This window comes from Microbacterium azadirachtae, from assembly GCF_000956505.1.
GTDB lineage: Bacteria > Actinomycetota > Actinomycetes > Actinomycetales > Microbacteriaceae > Microbacterium > Microbacterium azadirachtae_A.
This window is the reverse complement of sequence record NZ_JYIX01000036.1, coordinates 156,868-179,959: the sequence shown is the minus strand read 5'-3', so window position 1 is coordinate 179,959 and position 23,092 is coordinate 156,868. Positions and strand designations below refer to the sequence as shown.

At 70.0% G+C, this 23,092-nt stretch carries 22 protein-coding genes; 3 read left to right on the top strand and 19 right to left on the bottom strand.

Annotation, left to right across the window (positions count from 1 at the left end; genetic code table 11):
- From RS86_RS12190 to RS86_RS12140, 11 genes are all read right to left on the bottom strand, one after another.
- Entirely contained in the window at nt 1-627 is a 627-nt protein-coding gene (locus RS86_RS12190) for a superoxide dismutase (RefSeq protein WP_045272522.1), read from the bottom strand.
- Nucleotides 628-825: 198 nt separating this feature from the next.
- Nucleotides 826-1,803, bottom strand: coding sequence for a DNA-binding protein WhiA (whiA, locus tag RS86_RS12185; RefSeq protein WP_045272521.1), 978 nt, complete (start codon nt 1,801-1,803; stop codon nt 826-828).
- 86 nt (nt 1,804-1,889) lie between these two features.
- A complete protein-coding gene (rapZ, locus tag RS86_RS12180; protein ID WP_045272520.1) occupies nt 1,890-2,759 on the bottom strand; it encodes an RNase adapter RapZ in 870 nt (289 codons plus the stop codon).
- Between the two features lie 27 nt (nt 2,760-2,786).
- Complete coding sequence (gene uvrC / locus RS86_RS12175) at nt 2,787-4,796, bottom strand: excinuclease ABC subunit UvrC (protein WP_082076748.1); 2,010 nt, start codon at nt 4,794-4,796, stop codon at nt 2,787-2,789.
- On the bottom strand, nt 4,796-7,714 hold the full coding sequence (uvrA, locus tag RS86_RS12170) for an excinuclease ABC subunit UvrA (protein WP_045272519.1): 2,919 nt from the start codon (nt 7,712-7,714) through the stop codon (nt 4,796-4,798). Before uvrA ends, uvrC begins: the two co-directional genes overlap by 1 nt.
- A 9-nt stretch (nt 7,715-7,723) precedes the next feature.
- Entirely contained in the window at nt 7,724-8,326 is a 603-nt protein-coding gene (locus tag RS86_RS12165; RefSeq protein WP_045272518.1) for a hypothetical protein, read from the bottom strand.
- The gene (locus RS86_RS12160; RefSeq protein WP_045272517.1) at nt 8,323-9,630 is read right to left on the bottom strand and encodes a DUF58 domain-containing protein; all 1,308 of its coding nucleotides are present in this window, start codon (nt 9,628-9,630) and stop codon (nt 8,323-8,325) included. The genes RS86_RS12165 and RS86_RS12160 overlap by 4 nt, the downstream gene beginning before the upstream one ends.
- Nucleotides 9,627-10,625 carry an AAA family ATPase gene (locus RS86_RS12155; RefSeq protein ID WP_045272516.1) on the bottom strand — a complete coding sequence of 333 codons (999 nt, stop codon included), beginning with the start codon at nt 10,623-10,625 and terminating at the stop codon, nt 9,627-9,629. The genes RS86_RS12160 and RS86_RS12155 overlap by 4 nt, the downstream gene beginning before the upstream one ends.
- On the bottom strand, nt 10,622-11,095 hold the full coding sequence (locus tag RS86_RS12150; RefSeq protein WP_152642154.1) for a hypothetical protein: 474 nt from the start codon (nt 11,093-11,095) through the stop codon (nt 10,622-10,624). Before RS86_RS12150 ends, RS86_RS12155 begins: the two co-directional genes overlap by 4 nt.
- Nucleotides 11,092-11,802, bottom strand: coding sequence for a DUF4129 domain-containing protein (locus RS86_RS12145; protein WP_052680236.1), 711 nt, complete (start codon nt 11,800-11,802; stop codon nt 11,092-11,094). The genes RS86_RS12150 and RS86_RS12145 overlap by 4 nt, the downstream gene beginning before the upstream one ends.
- A gap of 81 nt (nt 11,803-11,883) precedes the next feature.
- Nucleotides 11,884-12,327 carry a MarR family winged helix-turn-helix transcriptional regulator gene (locus tag RS86_RS12140; protein WP_045272514.1) on the bottom strand — a complete coding sequence of 148 codons (444 nt, stop codon included), beginning with the start codon at nt 12,325-12,327 and terminating at the stop codon, nt 11,884-11,886.
- A 45-nt stretch (nt 12,328-12,372) separates the two neighbouring features.
- Between RS86_RS12140 and RS86_RS12135 the strand changes: the two genes are divergently transcribed.
- Nucleotides 12,373-12,618 (top strand): hypothetical protein, encoded by a 246-nt coding sequence (locus tag RS86_RS12135; RefSeq protein ID WP_045272513.1) that lies wholly within the window; start codon nt 12,373-12,375, stop codon nt 12,616-12,618.
- Nucleotides 12,619-12,675: 57 nt separating this feature from the next.
- Here RS86_RS12135 and RS86_RS12130 read toward each other — a convergent pair whose 3' ends face one another.
- From RS86_RS12130 to RS86_RS12120, 3 genes are all read right to left on the bottom strand, one after another.
- Entirely contained in the window at nt 12,676-13,008 is a 333-nt protein-coding gene (locus tag RS86_RS12130; RefSeq protein ID WP_045272512.1) for a TfoX/Sxy family protein, read from the bottom strand.
- Between the two features lie 37 nt (nt 13,009-13,045).
- A complete protein-coding gene (uvrB, locus tag RS86_RS12125) occupies nt 13,046-15,115 on the bottom strand; it encodes an excinuclease ABC subunit UvrB (RefSeq protein WP_045272511.1) in 2,070 nt (689 codons plus the stop codon).
- A gap of 62 nt (nt 15,116-15,177) precedes the next feature.
- Nucleotides 15,178-15,738: a hypothetical protein gene (locus RS86_RS12120; RefSeq protein WP_045272510.1), complete on the bottom strand. Its 561-nt coding sequence runs from the start codon at nt 15,736-15,738 to the stop codon at nt 15,178-15,180.
- Between the two features lie 305 nt (nt 15,739-16,043).
- On the opposite strand from RS86_RS12120, the gene RS86_RS12115 reads away from it, so the two are divergent.
- A complete protein-coding gene (locus tag RS86_RS12115) occupies nt 16,044-16,643 on the top strand; it encodes a DUF4126 domain-containing protein (protein WP_045272509.1) in 600 nt (199 codons plus the stop codon).
- 3 nt (nt 16,644-16,646) lie between these two features.
- On the opposite strand, the gene RS86_RS12110 is transcribed toward RS86_RS12115, so the two are convergent.
- From RS86_RS12110 to rpsA, 4 genes are all read right to left on the bottom strand, one after another.
- Complete coding sequence (locus tag RS86_RS12110) at nt 16,647-17,462, bottom strand: GNAT family N-acetyltransferase (RefSeq protein WP_235281764.1); 816 nt, start codon at nt 17,460-17,462, stop codon at nt 16,647-16,649.
- Nucleotides 17,429-18,037, bottom strand: coding sequence for a dephospho-CoA kinase (coaE, locus tag RS86_RS12105; RefSeq protein ID WP_045272508.1), 609 nt, complete (start codon nt 18,035-18,037; stop codon nt 17,429-17,431). Before coaE ends, RS86_RS12110 begins: the two co-directional genes overlap by 34 nt.
- Nucleotides 18,038-18,072: 35 nt before the next feature.
- The gene (locus tag RS86_RS12100) at nt 18,073-19,284 is read right to left on the bottom strand and encodes an MFS transporter (protein ID WP_045272507.1); all 1,212 of its coding nucleotides are present in this window, start codon (nt 19,282-19,284) and stop codon (nt 18,073-18,075) included.
- Between the two features lie 187 nt (nt 19,285-19,471).
- Nucleotides 19,472-20,932 carry a 30S ribosomal protein S1 gene (rpsA, locus tag RS86_RS12095; protein ID WP_045272506.1) on the bottom strand — a complete coding sequence of 487 codons (1,461 nt, stop codon included), beginning with the start codon at nt 20,930-20,932 and terminating at the stop codon, nt 19,472-19,474.
- A 221-nt stretch (nt 20,933-21,153) separates the two neighbouring features.
- Between rpsA and RS86_RS12090 the strand changes: the two genes are divergently transcribed.
- Nucleotides 21,154-22,089 (top strand): 5'-3' exonuclease, encoded by a 936-nt coding sequence (locus RS86_RS12090; protein ID WP_045272505.1) that lies wholly within the window; start codon nt 21,154-21,156, stop codon nt 22,087-22,089.
- Nucleotides 22,090-22,091: 2 nt separating this feature from the next.
- Here the strand turns inward: RS86_RS12090 and RS86_RS12085 are convergent, their stop codons facing one another.
- Complete coding sequence (locus RS86_RS12085) at nt 22,092-23,078, bottom strand: PHP domain-containing protein (protein ID WP_045272504.1); 987 nt, start codon at nt 23,076-23,078, stop codon at nt 22,092-22,094.
- Nucleotides 23,079-23,092 lie beyond the last annotated feature (14 nt).

Sequence of the window (23,092 nt, the reverse complement as noted above, 5' to 3'; positions counted from 1 at the left end):
TTACGACAGTACCAGCAGTCCGTTGGTCTTCTCGCGCGCGGCGGCGAAGCGCTGGGCGACGTTCTCCCAGTTCGCGATGTTCCACGCGGCCTTGACGTAATCGGCCTTGACGTTCAGGTAGTCCAGGTAGAAGGCGTGCTCCCACATGTCCAGCTGGAACAGCGGAACCGTGCCCTGCGCGGTGTTGCCCTGCTGGTCGAACAGCTGCTGGATGATCAGGCGGGCACCGATCGGGTCCCAGCTCAGCACTGCCCAGCCGGAGCCCTGGATGCCCATGGCCGCGGCGGTGAAGTGCGCCTGGAACTTCTCGAACGAGCCGAAGAACTCGTCGATGGCCGCCTTCAGCTCGCCCTCGGGCTGACCGCCGCCGTTCGGCGACAGGTTGGTCCAGAAGATCGAGTGGTTGACGTGGCCGCCGAGGTGGAACGCGAGGTCCTTCTCGAGCCGGTTCACATTGGCGAAGTTCCCGGTCTCACGGGCCTCCGCCAGCTGCTCCAGCGCCGCGTTCGCTCCGGCGACGTAGGCGGCGTGGTGCTTGTCATGGTGCAGCTCCATGATCTTGCCGCTGATGTGCGGCTCGAGGGCCGCGAAATCGTACGGAAGGTCGGGCAGCGTGTAGATCGCCATGTCGATTTCATCCAATCCGCGCCGCGCTCGCGGCGCTTGCCGGTCCCCCGAAGCGCGGTGGTGCGCACGGGGCGGACGTCTTTCATCCTAATGACGGCAACGCGCGGATTGTCCGGATCCTTCCGGATGTGACGGCATCGAGGGCCTGCGTCCGGGCGTGTTTCCACAGACCGGAACGCAGGCCCTCGATACGGCGTCTCAGACGTCGAGACCGGCGGGAACCGCGGCCTCGGTGCCGGGAATGCCCTCGGTCTGCGCGCGCTTGTCGGCCATCGCGAGAAGGCGGCGGATGCGGCCTGCGACGGCGTCCTTCGTGAGGGGCGGGTCGGCGTGGTGGCCGAGTTCGTCGAGGCTGGCGTCGCGGTGCGCGAGGCGCAGAGCGCCGGCGGTGCGCAGGTGCTCCGGCACATCCTCGCCGAGGATCTCCAGTGCGCGCTCGACGCGGGCGCAGGCGGCGACCGCGGCCTGCGCGGAGCGGCGGAGGTTGGCGTCGTCGAAGTTCACGAGACGGTTGACGCCCGCGCGCACCTCGCGGCGCTGGCGCATCTCCTCCCATGCGGCGGCGGTCTTGGACGCGCCCATCAGGGCGAGCACGGCGCGGATGCCCTCGGGCTCGCGGATCACGACGCGGGGCATGCCGCGGACCTCGCGCGCCTTCGCGGCGATGCCGATCCGGTGCGCGGCGCCGACGAGCGCCATGGCGGCTTCGGAGGACGGGCAGGCCACCTCGAGGACGGCGGACCGGCCGGGTTCGCTGAGCGAGCCGGCGGCGAGGAACGCGCCGCGCCACAGGCCGGCGAGCTCTTCCCTGGATCCGGTGGTGAGACGGTTCGGCAGGCCGCGTACGGGCCGGCGGCGCTGGTCGAGCAGACCGGTCTGGCGGGCGAGGGTCTCGCCGGCCGCGATCACGCGCACGGCGAACTTGGCGCCGTCGTGGCTGGATGCGCCCTGGATCGGGGCGATCTCGGGACGGACCCCGAACAGCTCCGCGAGGTCGCGGGCGACGCGACGTGCGAGCAGCTCCGCATCCACCTCGGCCTCGACCGCGATGCGGTTGGCGATCTGGTGCAGCCCCCCGGCGAACCTCAGCACCGCCGTCACCTCCGCGACGCGCACCGAGGGGGGTGCGTTCCGGATGCTGACGAGCTCGGCCTTGACGTCGGTGGTGAGTGCCACGGGTCTCCTTCTCACGGGCGGCGCCGGATCTCGGCACAAGGGATCAGCTTACCCGGCCGCGGCGCTCACCACCGGCCGGGCCGGCCTCACTCTCGCCCGAGATCGCGGTGACGGACGGTCACCGCGACGCCCGGGATCTGTCCCAGACGCGCCGCGAGCTCTTCGACCATCGCGACCGAACGGTGCTTTCCGCCCGTGCAGCCGATGGCCACCATCGAGTGGCTCTTGTTCTCGCGCTGGTAGCCCTCGAGCACCGGGCGCAGTGCAGCCGTGTACGCGTCGAGGAACTCCTGCGCGCCGTCGCGGGTGAGGACGTAGTCGCGGACCTCGGAATCGAGGCCGGTGGAACCGCGCAGCTCGTCGATCCAGAACGGGTTGGGCAGGAAGCGCATGTCGGCCACGAGGTCGGCGTCCGAGGGCAGGCCGTACTTGAAGCCGAAGCTCATGACCGTGAGCTTGTGGCGCGCGGCCCCCTCCTCCGCGAACACCTCGTTGACCTTGGTGGCCAGCTGGTGCACGTTCAGGCTCGACGTGTCGATGATGATGTCGGCGGCCTCGCGCAGCGGCGCGACCCTGGTCCGTTCCGTGCGGATCCCGTCGAGCAGGGTGCCGTCGCCCTGCAACGGGTGCGGGCGTCGGACGGACTCGAACCGTCGCACCAGCACGTCATCGACCGCATCGAGGAACACCACCTGCACGGATCCGTGCTCACGGAGCGCACGCGCCACGCCAGGGAAGCCGTCGAAGAGATCGCGCCCCCGCACGTCCACGACGGCGGCCACCTTGGGCAGCGCCGCACCGCCGAGGTTCGCGAGATCGAGCAGGGGCCGGAGCATCTGCGGCGGTAGGTTGTCGACCACGTACCAGCCCAGGTCCTCGAGAGCGTTCGCGACGGTCGAGCGCCCGGCGCCCGACATTCCGGTGACGATCAGGAACTCACCCTGGTCGGCGCTCATCTGCTCTCCTCCTCGCTCGCGTCCAGCCTAGCCAGTAGGCGGGGCCAGTGAGGCATCGGAATCGGATCCCGCGCCGACGAGCACGGAATCGAAGCCGTCCGTGGATCCGAGAGTCGCCGAAGGTCCGGCGAGGTGGGCGCGGATCGCCTCCGCGAGGGCCGGCCCGATCCCCTGCACTTCCTGGATCTCCGCGGAACCCGCGCGTCGCAATGCGGCGACCGATCCGAAGTGCCGCAGCAGCGTCTTGATCCGTGCCGCGCCGAGGCCGGGGACCTCTCCGAGGATCGAGGCGATGTCGCGCTTGCGGCGCTTGCGCTGATGGGTGATCGCGAACCGGTGCGCCTCGTCGCGCAGACGCTGGACGAGGTACAGGGCCTCGCTCGTGCGGGGCAGGATGACGGGGTACTCCTCCCCCGGCAGCCAGAGCTCCTCCAGCCGCTTGGCGATGCCGCACAGGCCGATCCCGGTGCGACCGGCGTCGCGGAGCGCACGCGCCGCCGCCTCGACCTGCGGCTTGCCGCCATCGACGATGAGCAGCTGCGGCGGGTACGCGAAGCGCGGCTTGCGGCGCTCCGTCACGACCAGATCCTCTGCGTCTCCGAGAGCGTCGCCGGCCTCGGCGATCACCGTCGTCGCCTCGACCTCCTCCGGCGCGTCGATGTGTGCGAGACGGCGACGCAGCACCTGGTACATCGAGTCGGTGTCGTCGCTGGTCTCGGCGATGTTGAACGACCGGTACTGGTCCTTGCGCGGCAGGCCGTCCTCGAACACGACCATCGAGGCCACCACGTTCGTGCCGCCGAGATGCGAGATGTCGAAGCACTCGATCCGCAGCGGCGCGTCGTCGAGGCCGAGCGCGTCCTGAAGGTCGGTGAGCGCCTGCGTGCGCGTCGAGTAGTCGCTGGAGCGCCGCGTCTTGTGGCGGATCAGCGCCTGCTGCGCGTTCAGCGTGGCGTTGCGCATGAGCTCCGCCCGCTGACCGCGCTGGGCGACCGCGATCTCGACCTTCTTGCCGCGTCGTGCGCGCAGCCACTCCTCGAGCTCCGCGGCGTCGTCCGGCAGCGCCGGCACCAGCACCCGCCGGGGCACCTGCTCCCCGCTCGCCTCGCCGTACGTGCGCTGCAGGATCTGGTCCACGAGCTCGGCGCCCGAGATGTCGATCTCCTTGTCGAGCGTCGACGCCCGCACACCGCGCACGCGTCCTCCGCGGATCACGAAATGCTGGATCGCGGCGGACAGCTCGTCCTCCGCGATGCCGAACAGATCCGCGTCCTCGTCCTGCGGGAGCACCAGGGCGCTTCGGCCCAGCACCGCGTCGATCGACGCGAGCTGGTCGCGGTACTTCGCCGCGCTCTCGTAGTCCATCGCCGCCGATGCCTCGTGCATGCGCCGCGTGAGGTCCCGGGTGAACCGCTCATCCCCGCCCTCCATGAACGCGATGAAGTCGTCGACCATGGCGCGGTGCTCGGCGATCGACACCTTCATGGAGCACGGTCCGCCGCACTTCCCGATCTGGCCGGGGAAGCACGGGCGCCCGGTCTGCATCGCCTTGCGATAGCTGGCGTCGCTGCACGTGCGGATCGGGAACACCTTGATCATCAGGTCGATGGTGTCGTGCACCGCCCACACCTTGGGATACGGCCCGAAGTACTTGGCCCCGGGGATCCGTCGGTTGCGGGTGACGATCACCCTCGGCGCCTCGTCGGAGAGTGTGATCGCCATGAACGGGTAGGACTTGTCGTCCTTGTAGCGCACATTGAACGGCGGATCGAACTCCTTGATCCACATGTACTCGAGCTGCAGCGAATCGACGTCCGTGGGCACCACGGTCCACTCCACGGAAGCGGCCGTCGTGACCATCCGCCGGGTGCGCTCGTGCAGGGTCCGCAGCGGCGCGAAGTAGTTCGACAGCCGCTGACGGAGGTTCTTCGCCTTGCCGACGTACAGCACCCGCCCCTGCGCGTCACGGAACCGGTACACGCCGGGGTCGGTCGGGATCTCCCCCGGTCTCGGCTTGTACGGGAGTTGTTCTGCCATCAACCCGCCTTGCGCTCGAGCACCCGCCGCGCTCCGGGGCGTCCTGCGGCGATGGCGGCGTCGAGGACCTCCGCGAGGAACGCACCCGTGTGACTGTCGGCGTTGCGCGCGACCTGTTCCGGTGTGCCGGTCGCGATGATCTGCCCGCCACCGGATCCGCCCTCGGGTCCGAGATCGATGACCCAGTCCGCCGACTTGATGACGTCGAGGTTGTGCTCGATCACGATGACCGTGTTGCCCTTGTCCACGAGCCCGTTCAGCACCTCGAGGAGTTTGCGCACGTCCTCGAAATGCAGACCCGTCGTCGGCTCGTCGAGCACGTAGATCGAGCGGCCGTTGCTGCGGCGCTGGAGCTCGGTGGCGAGCTTGACGCGCTGCGCCTCGCCGCCGGAGAGCGTCGTCGCCGACTGGCCGAGCCGCACGTAGCCGAGGCCCACGTCGACGAGCGTCTTCATATAGCGGTGGATCGCCTGGATCGGCTCGAAGAACTCCGCGGCCTCCTCGATGGGCATCTCGAGCACCTCGGCGATGTTCTTGCCCTTGTAGTGTACGGCGAGCGTGTCGCGGTTGTACCGCTTGCCGTGGCAGACCTCGCAGTCGACGTAGACGTCGGGCAGGAAGTTCATCTCGATCTTGATCGTGCCGTCGCCGGAGCACGCCTCGCAGCGCCCGCCCTTGACGTTGAAGCTGAACCGCCCAGGCTGGTAGCCGCGCACCTTGGCCTCTGGCGTCTCGCTGAACAGCGTGCGGATGCGGTCGAACACGCCCGTGTAGGTGGCAGGGTTCGACCGCGGGGTGCGACCGATCGGCGCCTGGTCGACGTGCACGACCTTGTCCAGGTTGTCGAGCCCGGTGACCCTGACGTGCTTGCCGGGAACCGTCCGCGCCCCGTTCAGCCGCGAGGCGAGCACGCGGTAGAGGATGTCGTTCACGAGCGACGACTTCCCGGATCCGCTGACACCCGTGACCGCCGTCAGCACCCCGAGCGGGAAGTCCGCCGTGACGTTGCGGAGGTTGTTCTCCTTCGCACCGACCACGCTGAGCATGCGCTTGCGGTCGATCCGGCGACGCTTCTTCGGCGTGACGATCTCCCGGCGGCCGGCGAGGTAGTCGCTGGTCATCGAGGCCTTCTCGCGGAGCAGCGCGTCGTACGGACCGGAGTGCACGACCAGACCGCCGTTCACACCGGCGCCGGGGCCGATGTCGACCACCCAGTCGGCCGCCTCGATCGTCTCCTCGTCGTGCTCGACCACGATGAGCGTGTTGCCCAGGTCGCGGAGCGTCAGCAGCGTCTCGATGAGTCGGCGGTTGTCGCGCTGGTGCAGGCCGATCGACGGCTCGTCGAGCACGTAGAGCACGCCGGTGAGTCCGGATCCGATCTGCGTCGCAAGACGGATGCGCTGCGCCTCCCCGCCGGAGAGGGAACCGGCCGAGCGGCTCAGGTTCAGGTACGACAGGCCGACCTGCAGCAGGAAGTCGAGCCTCAGGCGGATCTCGCGCAGCACCTGCGCCGCGATCTTCGCCTCGCGCGGGGTCAGCTCCAGGAGCTGCATGAACTCCTGCGCCTCGGCGAGGCTCTTGTGCGAGACCTCGGCGATCGAGTGGCCGTGCACCTGTACGGCGAGCACCTCGGGCTTGAGCCGGTCGCCGTCGCAGACCGGGCAGGGCACCTCGCGCAGGTACTCGCCCCAGCGGCTGCGCTGGGTGTCGCTCTCCGCCTGCTGGTACTGGCGCTCGATGTACGGCACCACGCCCTCGAAGCCGGACGAGTACCGCATCTCGCGCCCGTACCGGTTCTTCCACTTCACGGTGACCTTGTAGTTCTCGCCGTGCAGCACCGCCTCCCGCACATCGGAGTGCAGATCCTGCCAGGGCGTGTCGAGCGAGAAGTCGAGATCCGCGGCGAGCCCCTCGAGCAGGCGCTCGTAGTACTGGAACAGCCCCTTGCCCTGGGTCGTCCAGGGGATGATGGCGCCCTCGCGGATCGACAGCGACTCGTCGCCGAGCATGAGGTCGGCATCGACCGACATCCTGGTCCCGAGGCCCGAGCAGGCGGGGCACGCGCCGAACGGCGCGTTGAAGGAGAACGTCCGCGGCTCGATCTCGGTGAGCGTGATCGCGTGCCCGTTGGGGCAGGCCAGCTTCTCGGAGAACGACTGCCAGGCGTCGTCCCCCTCCCCGTCCACGAAGTTCACCTGGATGACGCCGCCGGCAAGGCCGAGCGCGGTCTCGACGGAGTCGGTGACGCGGCCCAGGATGTCGGGGGCGGCGACGAGGCGGTCCACGACCACGCCGATGTCGTGCTTGTAGCTCTTCTTCAGCACCGGCGGCTCGGCGAGCTGCACGAGCTCTCCGTCGACGATCGCGCGCGCGTAGCCCTTGGCGCCGAGTTCACGGAAGAGATCGACGAACTCGCCCTTCTTCTGGCTCACGACGGGTGCGACGATCTGGTAGCGGGTGCGCTCGGGCAGCTCCATGAGCTGATCGGCGATCTGCTGCACGGTCTGACGCTGGATCCGCTCACCGCACTGCGGGCAGTGCGGCACGCCGATGCGCGCCCAGAGCAGGCGCATGTAGTCGTAGATCTCGGTGATCGTGCCGACCGTGGAACGCGGGTTGCGGTTGGTTGATTTCTGATCGATCGACACCGCAGGGCTCAGGCCCTCGATGAAGTCGACGTCTGGGCGGTCGACCTGGCCGAGGAACTGACGGGCGTAGGCGCTGAGGGACTCGACGTAGCGGCGCTGCCCCTCGGCGAAGATCGTGTCGAAGGCGAGGCTCGACTTCCCGGATCCGGAGAGGCCGGTGAAGACCACCAGGGAATCACGCGGGATCTCGAGGTCGACGTTGCGGAGATTGTGGACACGAGCGCCTCGGACGCTGAGTCTTCCGGGGCTGGTTACGGGTACGATCGGCACCCGTCAAGTCTAGGAGCGGCCACCGACATTGGCTCCGGGGGTGCTCGCGGAGGGCCCCGCATCGGAGCCGACCGCGGTGCGCGACGCGGTCCGCTGCCCCGGATCAGGCCCCAGCGAGACCCGCAGAGCGACCGCGCTGACTCCCGTCAGCACGGCGGCGCCGAGCGGCGCCAGCCAGGCGAAGCCCGGCCCGTGCAGCGGCGGCACCGCGAGCGCCATGAGCGCCGCGACCGCCTGCGCGATGGCCTGGATCACCAGCAGCCGGCGAACGCCGGGCAGCAGAACCGCCGGCCGGATCCGCGAGCGCCATGGCACCGCCCAGGCCCACGAGGCGATCACGTGCGCGGCGTGGATCAGCAGCACGGCCAGCGCGGTGTGTCCCGTCGACGGTTCGGTCAGGACGACTCCCAGGGCCATGCAGGCGATGCCGAGCCACGAGCCCATCGACCGCGGGAGGAAGACGGAGAGCAGGGATGCGGCACCGGCGACCCACCACCACATCGGATACGGGTTCAGCAGCAGCACACCGCCGAGGATGACGACGGCCGCACCGATGCGGAGCACCGGCGCCGGCACCGACCCCGGCGCGGTCAGCTCGTGCGGGCCTCTCATCTGGGCACCCGGCGTCCTCGATCGCGCCGCGCGATGCGCGCCGCGATCCGCAGCGCGGCCGTCGGATCGTCCGCATCCCAGGAGACCACCTCGACCCCCGCGCCCCTCAGGTCGTCGAGCACACCGGCGCGCTCGAGCAGGAGGGTCCGCATCGCGAGGCTCTGCGCGGCGCTGAGCCGCTGCGTGCGCGGCGTCGGAAGCACGTCGATCGCGACGACCGCCTGCCCTCCGGCGCTCCACCGCAGCGCCAGATCGGCCGCAGCCCCGTCGAAGAACGTCGACAGCACGAACACGATCGACCCAGGGGGCACGGGCGGCGTGCGCCGGTACCGCGTGCCGTCGCCGTCCGCGCCGGTGCCGGCGATCACGCCGCGCAGCCGTTCGAGATGGCGGGCTCCGGATCCGCTGCGCAGCGTGCGGCCGCCGGGCGAGAGCGCGTGGAACGCGACGCGGTCGCCGGCCCCGATCGCGGAGGCCGCGACCGAAAGTGCCGCCTCCCGTCCGAGGTCCATCGAGGTGGGTCCGCTGCGCGCCGTCGCGCCGCTCCCCCACGTCGCGACCACCGCGCCGAGATCGTCGGCGGTGTCGAGTGCGATCACCACCGCGCTGTCGCTCAGCGCGTTGGTCCGGCGCACCAGCAGATCGCCAGGGCGCCGCGCCATCCGTGCCGTCGCCCGCCAGTCCACCCGGCGCAGCTCATCGCCCGGCGCGAACGGGTGGATGTCGCGGAAGTCTCCACCGCTGCCCCCGCGCTGCCCGTCATGACCGCCGTGCAGCCCGATCAGCCGCGGCGAGAGCGGGAGCTCGGCGATCCGCCTGGCGCGAGGGGACGCGGCCCACACCGCGGACACGCGGGGTGTCGGCGCGCTCGCCCAGGCGGCGTCGTGGTGCAGTGCGCGGGCCGTGACGGCGAGCGCCTCGGACGGACCGGAGTGCAGGATGCGGTTACGGGTGCGCGCCGCCTCTCCGGCGCTCGTCTCCACCTCGCCGGTGCGCTCGCCGCCCTGATCGACCGCGAGCTGCGCCCACTCCGCGTCCGTGGTGACGTCGACCACGCCCGCGACCGAGTCCGCGTCCGCCGCGGCGTCCAGGCTCAGGATGATCTCGGCAGAGGATGCGCGCGGCGGCCGGAGCAGCGCCCACACCCCGGCGAGTGCGAGCGGGAGCCCTGCGGCGATCACATCGGGGCGGCCGAATACGAGCCCCGCGCCGGCCAGGAGCACGGCACCGCAGAACGCCGCGGCGAGAACCGGTGTGCGCTGCCACGACAGCGGGGCGCGCAGCGTCGAGCGGGTCTCGGTCATGGGCGGAGCGCGACCGCTTCGGCCACCGTGGGCGGCACGGGCGTCGTGTTCACGACCGCGCTGACGACGCCCGCCGGATCGACACCCTGCGCCCATGCCTGAGGGGTCAGGGTCAGCCGGTGCGCGAGCACGGGGATCGCAATGCGCTTGACGTCGTCGGGACGCACGTATCCGCGTCCCTCGATGGCCGCCACGGCCCGTGCCAGCAGGATCAGCGCCTGGGACCCGCGCGGAGAGGCGCCGACCGCCACGTTCGTCGCGGTGCGCGTGCCCCGGACGAGGTGCACCGCGTAGCGGATCAGGTCGTCGTCGACGTGGATCCGCTCGACCGCCGCCTGCAGCGCGATCAACTCCGTCGCGTCGATCACAGCGTCCACGTCCGTGTGCTCGCGCTGGCGCCGGATGCGCTGTTCGACGATCCCCGCCTCGTCCTCGGGTTCGGGATAGCCCACGGCCAGGCGCACCATGAAGCGGTCCAGCTGGGCTTCGGGCAGCGCGTACGTGCCCTCGTATTCGATGGGATTCGACGTCGCGATCACGTGGAAGGGTTCGGGCAGCGGATATCGATGGCCTTCGACGGTCACCTGCCGCTCCGCCATCGCCTCGAGCATCGCGGACTGGGTCTTCGGGGTGGTGCGGTTGATCTCGTCCGCAAGGAGCAGGCCCGTGAAGATCGGTCCGGGACGGAAACGGAAATCCCCGGAGTCCGGCGCGTACACGAAGGATCCTGTGACATCTCCCGGAAGCATGTCCGGCGTGCACTGCAGCCGGCGGAACTCCAGCCCGAGCGCCGCCGCGAGGCTGCGTGCGGCGAGCGTCTTGCCCAGACCGGGGACGTCCTCGAAGAGCACATGACCGCCGGCGAGGATCGTGGCCAGGGCGAGCGTGAGCGGTTCGTCCATCCCGACGACCGCGGTGCGCACGCCGTCGAGCACCCGGGCTGCGGTGCGGGTGATGGCGGCGATGTCGCCGTCGCTGGTCTGATCGATGTTCATGCTCTCTCCGGGGTCGACGGGACGGGCGGGGATTCCAGGGCACGCAGGACCCGTTCGAGGTCGGCACTGCGCATCTCGGTGACGATGAGTGCCGCGTGCGCTCCGGGACCGAGGATCGCATCGACCGCTGCGGCGTCGACCTGCTCGAGGGACAGGCCGTGCTCGCGCAGTCGTCGGTCCGCGAGCACGGAGATCCGGCGGCGCAGCGGCATCCCCACGACCCCCGTGCGCGCGTCGATGGCCCAGGCGAGCCGGGACACGTCGGACCCGCGGGCGAACTGCTCCGGGGCGGGAGGGGGCCAGGGGCCGGACTCGTCGAGGAAGCTCTGCTGCGCGATGAGGAGCGCGGCCGCGAAGACGAGGATCCAGGCGATGCCGAAAGGGAGCGGGACGCCGAGGAAATCGAGCAGCAGAGCGACCGGAACGCCGAGCACGATCCAGAGGACGATCAACACGATCCAGCGCCTCACCTCCACGCCTCCTCGACGATCGCGAGGCACCGGCGCGCGGTCGCACGCCCGCTCTCGTCGGCCTGCACGCCTCCGAAGCGCACGGATTCGTACAGTCCCAGCAGCGTCTCGAGTTCCGTATCCACTCCCGGCCGCCGACGGAGGATCCGCAGCGCGAACTCCCCCGGTGTCTCGGACGGGAGGCGCGACCGGCCCGCGCGGGACGCCGCCTCCTCCAGATGCACCCACGCGGCGACGATCGCATCGCCCGGGTCGCGGTGCGCCTCGATCGCCTCCTGAGCATCCGCGGTCGCGCTGCGGATCGCTCCCGCGTCCACGGACTCGTCTCCGGCGACGGAGCCCGCACCGGCATCGCTCGCGCCGCCCGCCTCGCGACTCAACGGGCGAGCGGCCCAGAGCGCGCGGACCAGGCGCCAGAACAGCCACGCGAGGAGCGCCAGGAAGCACGCGGCGATCACGAGCTCGATGACGGCGACGATGATGCCGAGGATCGGGCTGTCGGGAAACTGCCCGACGGGTGCGCCGCCCGGCGTCTGCGTCCCGCTCGTGGGGGTGGGCAGCGGGTTCCGGAGCTCGACCGCGATGTCGCCGAACTGCGGCACGCCCTGCAAAGCGGCGATCGCCATCAGCAGCGCAGCCAGGAGCACCACGCCCGCGAGTGCTCCCGCCAGCGGAGACGTGCGAATTCGCGGGTCGTCGCGGACCATGCCCTCACCCTACGGGGTGGCACTCGTCCCCGCGATCACGGCCCGCGGCAGGTCGTGCCACGAGCACTCCCAGCGATGTCTTCAGAGCTCGACGGCTCCGGCGAATCGGATCAGCCCATCGCGCACGGACTCCACCTCAGGCACCGTCATGCCGAGCCGCGTCATCACCTGCCGGGGCACGTCCAGGGCCTGCTCGCGCAATGCCGTTCCCTTCGCGGTGAGGGCGATGTCGAGCCGGCGCTCATCGGCGACGCTGCGACGACGCTCGATCAGTCCGTCGGATTCGAGTCTCTTGACGAGCGGCGAGGCCGTCGCCGGATCCATCGCCAAGGCGCTCGCGAGGTCGCCGAGCGACCGCGGCGACTGCTCCCACAGCGCCAGCATCGCCAGGTACTGGGGATGCGTGAGACCGAGCGGTTCGAGAATCGGACGATAGATGCCGACCACGTTGCGCGCGGCCGTCACGAGCGCGAAGCACAGCTGGTTCTCCAGGCGGAGCAGGTCGTCGGGTGTGGGATCGGTCACCTCACGATGTTACCAACTGCCCTAATCATTAGTACACTAAACATCATGACGAACACTCCCGCGGAGCGCCCACCGCTCCGGCAGCGCATCCGTGAGGCGGGCGGACTGTACGCATGGATCAACACGAACCTGATCCGCTTCGCCGGCCCGGCCTCCGTCGGCCCCTATGAGGCGACGCCTCCGCCGTCCGCCGCGGAGCGAGCGCAACGCGCATGCCCGCTGTGCGGCGAACCGATGACGGCCCACGAGATCGACCGCAGCGGCCCGAAGCCGCTCATGCACTGCCCCTGACCCTCCGCCCAGGACGGCGTCACCAACGGCGCGCCCACGATCGGCGGCCGACCGGCATCACGCCGTGCCGGCGTCCTCCCGCGCGACGTCGATCCACTGCATGAGCGCGGCATCGTCAGCGATCGCCTCGGGAGACACGTCGAGCCAGTTGTCGCTCATCGTGCGTGCGCCCATGACCGCACGGGACACACCGCGCTCTGTCAGCAGCACGGCGGCACGCTCAGCCTCGACGCGCACCAGCAGCGCTCCGCCCTTGCGCGCGCCGACCAGGATCCTGCCGCCGCTGAGGAAAGCGCGACTGCCGAACATCGCACGTTCCTCGATCTCACCGGCGCCGCCCAGCAGGGCGCGGATCCGATCAGCCAGCTCGACAACCGACGCATCCACCATGTCGCCTCCTCCGCCTGCAGTTTCCGGCTGACACGCGTCAGGCGTGTCCGGCCCGCTCCATCGCGCGCAGCTCCTTCTTCATGTCCTGCACCTCGTCGCGGAGGCGCGCGGCGAGCTCGAACTTGAGTTCCCCGGCCGCCGCGAGCATCTGCGCGGAAAGGTCGGCGATCGTGTCCTCGAGCTGTTCGGCGCCTTCCGCTGCGATGCCCTCACGGCGCAGGTTCGGCGTCGGCGACTTGCCTCGCCCCGACCTGGTTCGCTTGGCGAGCAGCGCGGCCGTGTCCGCACCCTCACGGGCGAGCACGTCGGTGATATCGGCGATGCGCTTGCGGAGCGGCTGCGGATCGATGCCGTTCTCGGTGTTGTACGCGATCTGCTTCTCGCGCCGCCGCTCGGTCTCATCGATCGCGTTGCGCATCGAGTCCGTCATGTTGTCGGCGTACATGTGCACCTCGCCCGACACGTTGCGCGCCGCGCGACCGATGGTCTGGATGAGCGACGTGCCGCTGCGGAGGAAGCCCTCCTTGTCGGCATCGAGGATCGCGACGAGCGACACCTCCGGCAGGTCGAGTCCCTCGCGGAGCAGGTTGATGCCGACGAGCACGTCATAGACGCCCGCCCGCAGCTCGGTGAGGAGTTCGACGCGGCGCAGCGTGTCCACGTCCGAGTGCAGATAGCGCACCCTGACGCCGTGCTCGCCGAGGAAGTCCGTGAGCTCCTCCGCCATCTTCTTCGTGAGCGTGGTGACGAGCACGCGCTCATCGCGTTCGGCGCGGAGCCGGATCTCCTCGAGCAGGTCGTCGATCTGCCCCTTCGAGGGCTTCACCACGATCTGCGGATCCAGAAGACCGGTCGGACGGATGATCTGCTCGACGATGCCGTCCGCGATCCCCATCTCGTACTTGCCGGGCGTCGCGGAGAGGTAGACGGTCTGCCCGATTCGGTTCTTGAACTCGTCCCACCGCAGCGGTCGGTTGTCGAGAGCGCTCGGCAGCCGGAACCCGTGATCGACCAGCGTGCGCTTGCGCGACGCGTCGCCCTCGTACATCGCGCCGATCTGCGGCACCGTCACGTGCGACTCGTCGATCACGAGCAGGAAGTCGTCGGGGAAGAAGTCGAGCAGCGTGTGCGGCGGCTCGCCCTCCTCGCGTCCGTCCATATGCCGCGAATAGTTCTCGATGCCGGAGCAGAAGCCGAGCTGCTGCAGCATCTCCAGGTCGAAGCTGGTGCGCATGCGCAGCCGCTGCGCTTCGAGCAGCTTGCCCTGGCGCTCGAGCTCGGCGAGGCGCTCTGTGAGCTCCTCCTCGATCTGGCCGATCGCCCTCTGCACCACATCCGTGCCTGCCACGTAGTGCGAGGCGGGGAAGATCGGCACGGAATCGAGCTTGGCGATCACCTCGCCCGTGAGCGGGTGCAGCGAGTACAGCGCCTCGATCTCATCGCCGAACAGCTCGATGCGGATCGCATGCTCCTCGTAGACCGGGATGATCTCGATCGTGTCGCCGCGCACGCGGAAGTTGCCGCGGGAGAAGTCGACGTCGTTGCGGTTGTACTGCATGGCGATGAACTGCCGGATCAGCGCGTCGCGGTCGTAGCGCTCCCCCACCTGCAGCGCGACCATCGCGCGGAGATACTCCTCCGGAGCACCGAGGCCGTAGATGCAGGAGACCGTGGAGACGACCACCACATCGCGACGACTGAGCAACGAGTTCGTCGTGGAGTGGCGCAGCCGCTCGACCTCGGCGTTGACGGAGGAGTCCTTCTCGATGAAGGTGTCCGTCTGCGGGACGTAGGCCTCCGGCTGGTAGTAGTCGTAGTAAGAGACGAAGTATTCGACCGCATTGTTCGGCATGAGGTCGCGGAACTCGTTCGCGAGCTGCGCCGCGAGCGTCTTGTTGTGCGCGAGCACGAGCGTGGGGCGCTGCACCTGCTCGATGAGCCAGGCCGTGGTCGCGGACTTGCCGGTTCCGGTCGCGCCCAGCAGCACCACGTCGGTCTCACCCGCGTTGATGCGTGTCGCGAGCTCGGCGATGGCCTGCGGCTGATCACCCGCGGGCACGTACTCCGAGATGACTTCGAACGGCCGGACCGAACGTGTGGGTTGCATCCCTTAACACTACGAGGAGCCTCCGACATTGGCGTCGGAGGCTCCTCTGTCATCGCGGCGGGTCAGGCGTCGTGGACCTTCGGTCCGACGACGGGGCCGTTGTCGAGGGACGAGATGAGACCGTCGATCTTGCGGGTCCCGTCCGTGCTCACGCCCGAGATGTTCAGGGTCAGCGAGTTCAGCGGGGGCACGGCCGAACCGGCGTTGTACGCCAGGTCGAAGCCGGTGATCCCGCTGTAGCAGGCCACCGTCTGCGTCGCCGTCAGCGTCACGGACGTCGCGGTCCGGCTGGCGACGGTCCACACGTTCCCCGCCGACGTGACGGTCGCTCCGGCGAGGGAGAAGGCCGGGTCGCTGTTGTCGAACGTGACCGTGGCGATCAGGTTGAACGGGGTGGAGAAGGTGTCGTTGGGGAAGCACGCCTCGACGCGCGACGAGGACGCCGACAGCACACTGTCCTTCACGTTCGGCGAGGACTCGACGAGCGGTCCGACGCTCTTCGGGTTGGTGGTCGTGCTCGCTGCGGCCATCGGTGCGGCGGCGGCGACGGCGATGACGGGCACGGACCATGCTGCGCTCTTGATCACGGTACGGCGCGAGAGGCCGCTCTTGACGTCGGTCATGATGTTGCACTCCAGATATCGGTTGAGCCAAGGCTCGGAAACCGAGATCGCGCACGTCTCAGGGTCGACGCGCACGACGGAGACGCCACGCGTCCAGCACCCAGAAACTCCCCAGAGCTTTCCCCATTGTCCCCACAGCGCTTCCCGGCGCTGCCCCACGAGCGAAGATATATCATCCTGGGGAATAATGCAAACCATACGAACAAACTGTCCGATCGGTTGGTTTCTCCACGTGTTGACAATTGTTTCACCCTGTTCAGGCGGCAATATGTGGCATATCACCTCGGCTCCCCTACTGTGGTCCCGTGCTCGAATTCGTGATGGGGTCCAGCCTCGCCGCCGCGGCGGGCCTGAACGCGTGGATCCCGCTGTTCCTCCTCGGCCTGGCAGCGAAGCTGCTGCCCGCGGTCGTTCTCCCGGCCGGCTGGTCATGGCTGAGCAGCGACATCGCGCTCTGGGTCATCGGCGCGCTGCTGGTGCTGGAGATCATCGCGGACAAGATCCCGGCACTGGACTCGCTGAACGACATCGTGCACAGCATCATCCGGCCGGCGGCGGGCGGAATCGCCTTCGGCGCCGGTGCGAGCGCGCGGACGATCGCGGTCGACGATCCCGGCTCGTTCTTCTCGGAGCGCACCTGGATCCCGGTCGTCGCGGGCGTCGTGATCGCCCTCGCCGTGCACGCGGCCAAGGCCACGGGGAGAGTCGCGGCCAACGCGGCGACGGCGGGCGTCGCCGCCCCGGTGCTCAGCGCGGCGGAGGACATCGCCGCGTTCGTCCTGAGCGCGGCTGCGATCATCGTGCCCGTCGTCGCGGCGATCCTGCTGCTCTGCCTGATCGTGGCGATCGTCATCCTGGTGCGGCGGCGATCGCGGCGCCGCCGGGCGCGCGCCGTCCCCGAGTAGCCCTCAGGCCCCGCGCGTCCAGACGTAGGGCGTGGTGGTCGTCACCTTGCGCATCCCGGAGCGCTCCAGGATCGGCCGGGAGAACTCGGTCGAGTCGGAGTGCAGATACCGCAGCCCCCGGCGCAGCGCGGCCTGCGCCCGCTTCGCCGTCAGAGCGCGGTACACGCCGCGTCCGCGCCATTCCGGAACCGTCGCACCACCCCATACGCCTGCGAACTCGGTACCGGCGACGGGCTCGAGACGGCCCGCGCTGATCATGCGCCCCTCCGCCTCCGCGACCCACAGCACGACGTCGTCGCCGGCGGCGACACGGGCGAGCGTGCGCTGCGCCCTCTCTTCGCCGTCGCCGTGCCCGAACACGTCGGCCTGCATCCGCTCCATCGCCACGATGTCGACCTCGTCGCGGACTTCGCGCAGCACGACTCCCTCCGGCACCGGCACATCGGCCGCGAGGGCGGCCGCCTCGCCGAGCATCACCGACTCCGTCCCTTCGGGGACGAAGCCCGCGTCGCGCAGCGCGGCCTCGAGCCCGGGCGCGACGTCGTGCCCGCGGGTCTTCCACTCCGCCGAGCGCACGTCCGGCAGCGCCTCGAAGTGCGCGCGCACCTCGAGGACCAGCGAGCGGATGCGCCGCTCCCCCAGGCCTGCGAGGTCGACGTAGCTCGCGAAACCGGTGCCGCCGGGGAACACCCCCACGGAGACGGGGCCGATGAGGCGCACTTCCTGGGCGCCCGCCAGCTCCGACTCACCCCGCAGCTGGGCGTCGTACGCCGCGAGCAGGTCCGTCACGCCGACGCCGCCGTCCGCAGGCGCGCCCACAGCGCATCGGTCTGGCGAAGGGTGTCCTCGAGCGACCCATCGGTATCGATGAGCACATCCGCGATCTCCCGGCGCCGGTCGTCCGGCACCTGCGACGCGATCCGTTTCTGCGCCTCGGCGCGATCGAGGCCCCTGTCATGCACGAGCCGCTCCTCGCGCACTGCGGCTGGCGCATCGGCGACGACGATCAGATCCCAGGGATCGTCCACCCGCGCCTCTACCAGCAGCGGGACATCGTAGACGACGACCGCAGCCGGATCCGCGGCCAGTGCCGCCGCGAACCGGCGCTGCGACTCCTGCTTGACGGCCGGGTGCACGATGGCGTTCAGCCGGCCGAGCGCCTCCGCGTCGCCGAAGACCCGCGCCCCGAGCCGCGCGCGATCGAGCGCGCCATCGGGTTGGATCATCTCGGCGCCGAACTCAGTCGCGAGGCGCGCGAGCACGGGCGATCCCGGCGCCTGCACGTCACGGACGATCCGGTCCGCATCGATGACGACGGCGCCGTGCTCGGCGAGCCGGGCCGCGATCGTGGACTTGCCCGACGCGATGCCGCCGGTGAGCGCGATGAGGGGCATGCTGCCAGTCTCGCACGCGACTCCCGCGCGAGAGCTCAGGACCGCATCGGATCCGCCGCACGCAGTGCGACCGCCGCGGCAACAGCCGCCAGCGCGCACATCCCGATCACGATCCCCCCGAACCACGCCCAGCCCCAGGCGCCGAACGCGATGCCGAGCGCCCATCCGAAAAGGCTCGAGCCGGCGTAGTACGCGAAGTAGTACAGCGAAGACGCCTGCGCGCGGCTCTCCGCGGGGGCGGCGACCGGCGTCCACCCTGAGGCCACCGCGTGCGCGCCGAAGAATCCCGCGGTGAAGAGCAGCAGCCCGACCAGCACGATGATCGTGAGCGGCGAGAGCATGAGCGCGGCGCCGCCGGCCATCACCGCGACCGAGCCCAGCAGCACGGGGTACCTTCCCGTCCGCGATGCGAGGACGCCCGCCCAGGGCGAGGACGCCGTGCCTGCGAGATATGCGAGGAACAGCAGCGTGACGAGCCACGCGGGCAGCGCGAACGGCGGTGCCGAGAGATGGAAACCGAGGTAGTTGTACACCGCCACGAAGGCGCCCATCAGCAGGAAGGCCTGCGCGTACAGCGCGAGCTGGCGGGGAGAACGCAGCAGCCGCAGGAGTCGCGTCAGCACGCCGTCACCGCTTTCGGCGCGTCGCCGCGACGGCACGAAGCCCTGCGATCTCGGCGCGAGCCAGAGGAAGAGGGCGGCCGCGACGGCGCACAGACCGGTCGCCGCCCACACACCGGCCTGCCAGCCCGCGGCCTCGGCGACGAGGCCGGACACGATCCGTCCCGCCAGTCCGCCGACCGTGGTTCCTGCGATGTAGCTGCCGGCCGCGGCGGCCGCATGACGAGGCCCCACCTCCTCGGCCAGGTAGGCGAGCGCGACGGCGGGCACCGCACCCAGCGCGATCCCCTCCGCGCACCGCAGCGCGAGCAGGATGCCGATGTCGCCGGCGAACGGCGCGAGCAGACCCAGCGCCGTCGCCGCGATCACCCCGACCGCCATCGCCGGTACGCGCCCGATCCGATCGGCGACGACCGACCAGCCGATCACCGATGCGGCCAGACCCAGCGTGGCTGCGGAGACGCTCAGCGCCGCAGTCGCCGGATCGACGGCGAGATCGCGCGCCAGCAGCGGCAGCACGGCCTGCGGAGCGTACAGCTGCGCGAACGTCGCGATTCCGGCGAAGAACAGCCCGAGGATGAGCCGCCGGTACGCAGGCGAGCCGGGGGCATGACCGGCGAAGGTCACCGGAGGCTGATCAGCCGTCGCGCGATGCCGGGACGGGGAGCGATCGGATCCATGTCCTCCATCCTCACACGTCCGCGCACCCGGCTTCCGGCCGGGGCGCCACCCGAAGCCGGGATCCGCCCGCGGACGCGGAACGGGCCGCCACCCGCCCGAAGGCGAGGTGACGGCCCGTTCTGAAGGGTGATGCTTACGCGTTGCCGCCCGAGAGCTTCTCGCGCAGAGCCGCGAGAGCCTCGTCGTCGGCCAGCGTGCCGGCACCGGTGGAGTCGCTGGAGAACGACTGGGCGCTCGCGCCGAAGTCGTCGCCCGCAGCGGCCTCGGCCTCGGCGGCCTTGATGACCTGAGCCTTGTGCGCCTCCCAGCGAGCCTGGGCAGCCGCGTACTCCTGCTCCCATGCCTCGCGCTGGGTGTCGAAGCCGTCCTTCCAGGCGCCGGTCTCGGCGTCGAAGCCCTCGGGGTACTTGTACTCGCCGTTCTCGTCGTACTCGGCGAGCATGCCGTACAGGGCCGGGTCGAACTCGGTGCCGTACGGGTCGACCGACTCGTTGGCCTGCTTCAGCGACAGCGAGATGCGGCGACGCTCGAGGTCGATGTCGATGACCTTGACGAAGACCTCTTCGCCCACCGAGACGACCTGCTCGGCCAGCTCGACGTGCTTGCTGGACAGCTCCGAGATGTGCACGAGGCCCTCGATGCCGTCCGCGACACGCACGAACGCACCGAACGGGACGAGCTTGGTGACCTTGCCCGGCGTGACCTGACCGATCGCGTGGGTACGGGCGAAGACCTGCCACGGGTCCTCCTGCGTCGCCTTCAGCGACAGGGAGACGCGCTCGCGGTCGAGGTCGACCTCGAGGATCTCGACGGTGACCTCCTGGCCCACCTCGACGACCTCGGAGGCGTGCTCGATGTGCTTCCAGGAGAGCTCGGACACGTGCACGAGGCCGTCCACGCCGCCGAGGTCGACGAACGCACCGAAGTTCACGATCGACGACACGACGCCCTTGCGGACCTGGCCCTTGTGCAGGTTGTTGAGGAACGTGGTGCGCGACTCGGACTGCGTCTGCTCGAGCAGGGCGCGGCGCGAGAGGACCACGTTGTTGCGGTTCTTGTCGAGCTCGAGGATCTTGGCCTCGATCTCCTGGCCGAGGTACGGCGTGAGGTCGCGGACGCGGCGCAGCTCGATGAGCGAAGCCGGCAGGAAGCCGCGGAGGCCGATGTCGACGATGAGTCCACCCTTGACGACCTCGATGACCTGACCGGTGACGACGCCGTCGTTCTCCTTGATCTTCTCCACGTCGCCCCAGGCGCGCTCGTACTGTGCGCGCTTCTTGGACAGGATCAGACGGCCTTCCTTGTCCTCCTTCTGGAGAACGAGGGCTTCGACCTGGTCGCCGACGGAGACGACCTCGTTGGGGTCGACGTCGTGCTTGATGCTCAGCTCGCGCGAGGGGATGACGCCCTCGGTCTTGTAGCCGACGTCGAGGAGGACCTCGTCGCGGTCGATCTTGACGATCGTGCCCTCGATGATGTCGCCGTCGTTGAAGAACTTCAGGGTCTTCTCGACCGCAGCCAGGAAGTCCTCGGCAGATCCGATGTCGTTGATCGCGACCTGCTTGGTGGCCGGAGCGGCCGTTGCGGTAGTCATGTAGTGGGTTGTCCTTGTTGATGGATACTCGGGCTGCGGCGCGCGCTCTCCACAGAGCAGAGGATCGCACCGCGGCGAAATGAATGTGTGTTGTCCGTCACGCACGCGAGAGGAAGCCCCCACGGGTGACACCTCATGCTATCAGGTCGCTGAGCGCTCCGGTGATCGCGTTTCCCCGCGCGCACCCCCGTCGAAGACAGCGGGCCTGGCAGACTTTGGACATGACCGACGCCGCTCCGAAGCTCCTCCTTCTGGACACCGCCAGCCTCTACTTCCGCGCGTTCTACGGCGTGCCCGACGCGGTCAAGGCGCCGGACGGAACCTCGGTGAACGCGGCCCGTGGGCTGCTCGACATGATCGCGAAGCTCGTGACGACCTACCGGCCCACGCACCTCGTGGCCTGCTGGGACGACGACTGGCGTCCGCAGTGGCGGGTCGACCTCATCCCGAGCTACAAGGCGCACCGCGTCGTCGAGGTCGTCCCCGGCGGCGCCGACGTCGAGGAGGTGCCGGATCCGCTCGAGGCGCAGATCCCGATCATCCGCGAGGCGCTCGCCGCGCTGCGCATCCCCGTCATCGGCGTCGCGGAGCACGAGGCCGACGATGTGATCGGCACGCTCGCGACCGTGTCGGGCATGCCCGTCGACATCATCACCGGCGACAGGGATCTGTTCCAGCTCGTGGACGATGCCCGCGGAGTCAGGGTGATCTACACCGGCCGCGGGATGAGCAACCTCGAGGACCTCACCGAGGAGGCCGTGGTGCGCAAGTACGGCGTGCTCCCGAGCCAGTACGCCGACTTCGCCACGATGCGAGGAGACGCCTCCGACGGGCTCCCCGGCGTGGCCGGGGTCGGCGAGAAGACCGCCGCGAACCTCCTCGCCGTGCACGGCGACCTCACGGCGATCCGCGCCGCCGCGGAAGGCGCTGAGGGCATGTCGGCGGGCGTCGCGAAGAAGATCCTCGCCGCGTCGGACTATCTTGACGTCGCCCCCACCGTGGTGCGCGTCGCGACCGCCCTGCCGATCGCGGTTCCCGCCGAGCCGCTGCGACCGCTCGACGCCGCGGAGACCGCCACCGCCGTCGGGGTCGCTGAGCACTGGAACCTCGGCACGTCGATGGCGCGCACGCTGGAGGCGCTCGGCCGCACGGCCTGAATTCACTCCGCCCAGCGCAGCAGCCGGTCGAGCCCCCAGGTCGTCACGATCCGCTCAGCGGGGACGCCGGCCCGCTCGGCGCGCTGCGCGCCGTGGTCCAGAAGCGACAGCTGCCCCGGCGCATGCGCGTCGGAGTCGATCGAGAACAGGCAGCCGATCTCGAGCGCGAGCGCCAGAAGTCCGTCCGGCGGATCCTGTCGCTCGGGACGCGAGTTGATCTCCACCGCGACGCCGTGCTCCGCGCAGGCTTCGAACACGGCGCGGGCGTCGAACCGTGAGGGCGGCCTCGTGCCCCGCTCCCCCTGCACGAGCCGTCCGGTCATGTGCCCGAGCACGCTCACGCGCGGGTTCGACACCGCGGCGACCATGCGCCGCGTCATCGGGCCGGGATCCATGGCCAGCTTGGAGTGCACGGATGCGACCACGACGTCCAGCTCGCCGAGCAGTCGGTCCTCCTGGTCCAGGCGGCCGTCGTCGAGGATGTCGACCTCGATCCCGGTGAGCATCGTGAGTCCGCCGCCGCTGAGCGCGCGCACCTGCGGCAGCTGCGTGCGCAGCCGTTCCGCCGTGAGGCCGCGGGCCACGCGCAGTCGCGGCGAGTGATCCGTGATCGCGAGGTACTCGTGGCCCAGCGCGCGGGCCGCATCCGCCATGGCCTCGATCGGGGTCGTCCCGTCCGACCACTCGGTGTGCGCATGCAGATCGCCCCGCAGCCGCGGGCGCAGCTCCGACGCGATCTCCGGCTCGACCTCGCCGCGCAGCTCGACGAGATAGGACGGCGTCCGCCCTTCGAGCGCCTGCCGGATGACCTCGAACGTCGAGGATCCGATCCCCTTCGCCTGCTGGATCCGGTTCAGGTCCGATCTCGCATCCTCGGGGAGCTCGGCGTACGTCGCCGCCGCGGCGCGGAACGCCTTGGCCCGATAACGCGAGGCCCGCTCGCGCTCGAGCAGCCGGGCGATCTCGAGCAGCGCCTCCTGCGGATCCATGCCGGTCCTTCCGT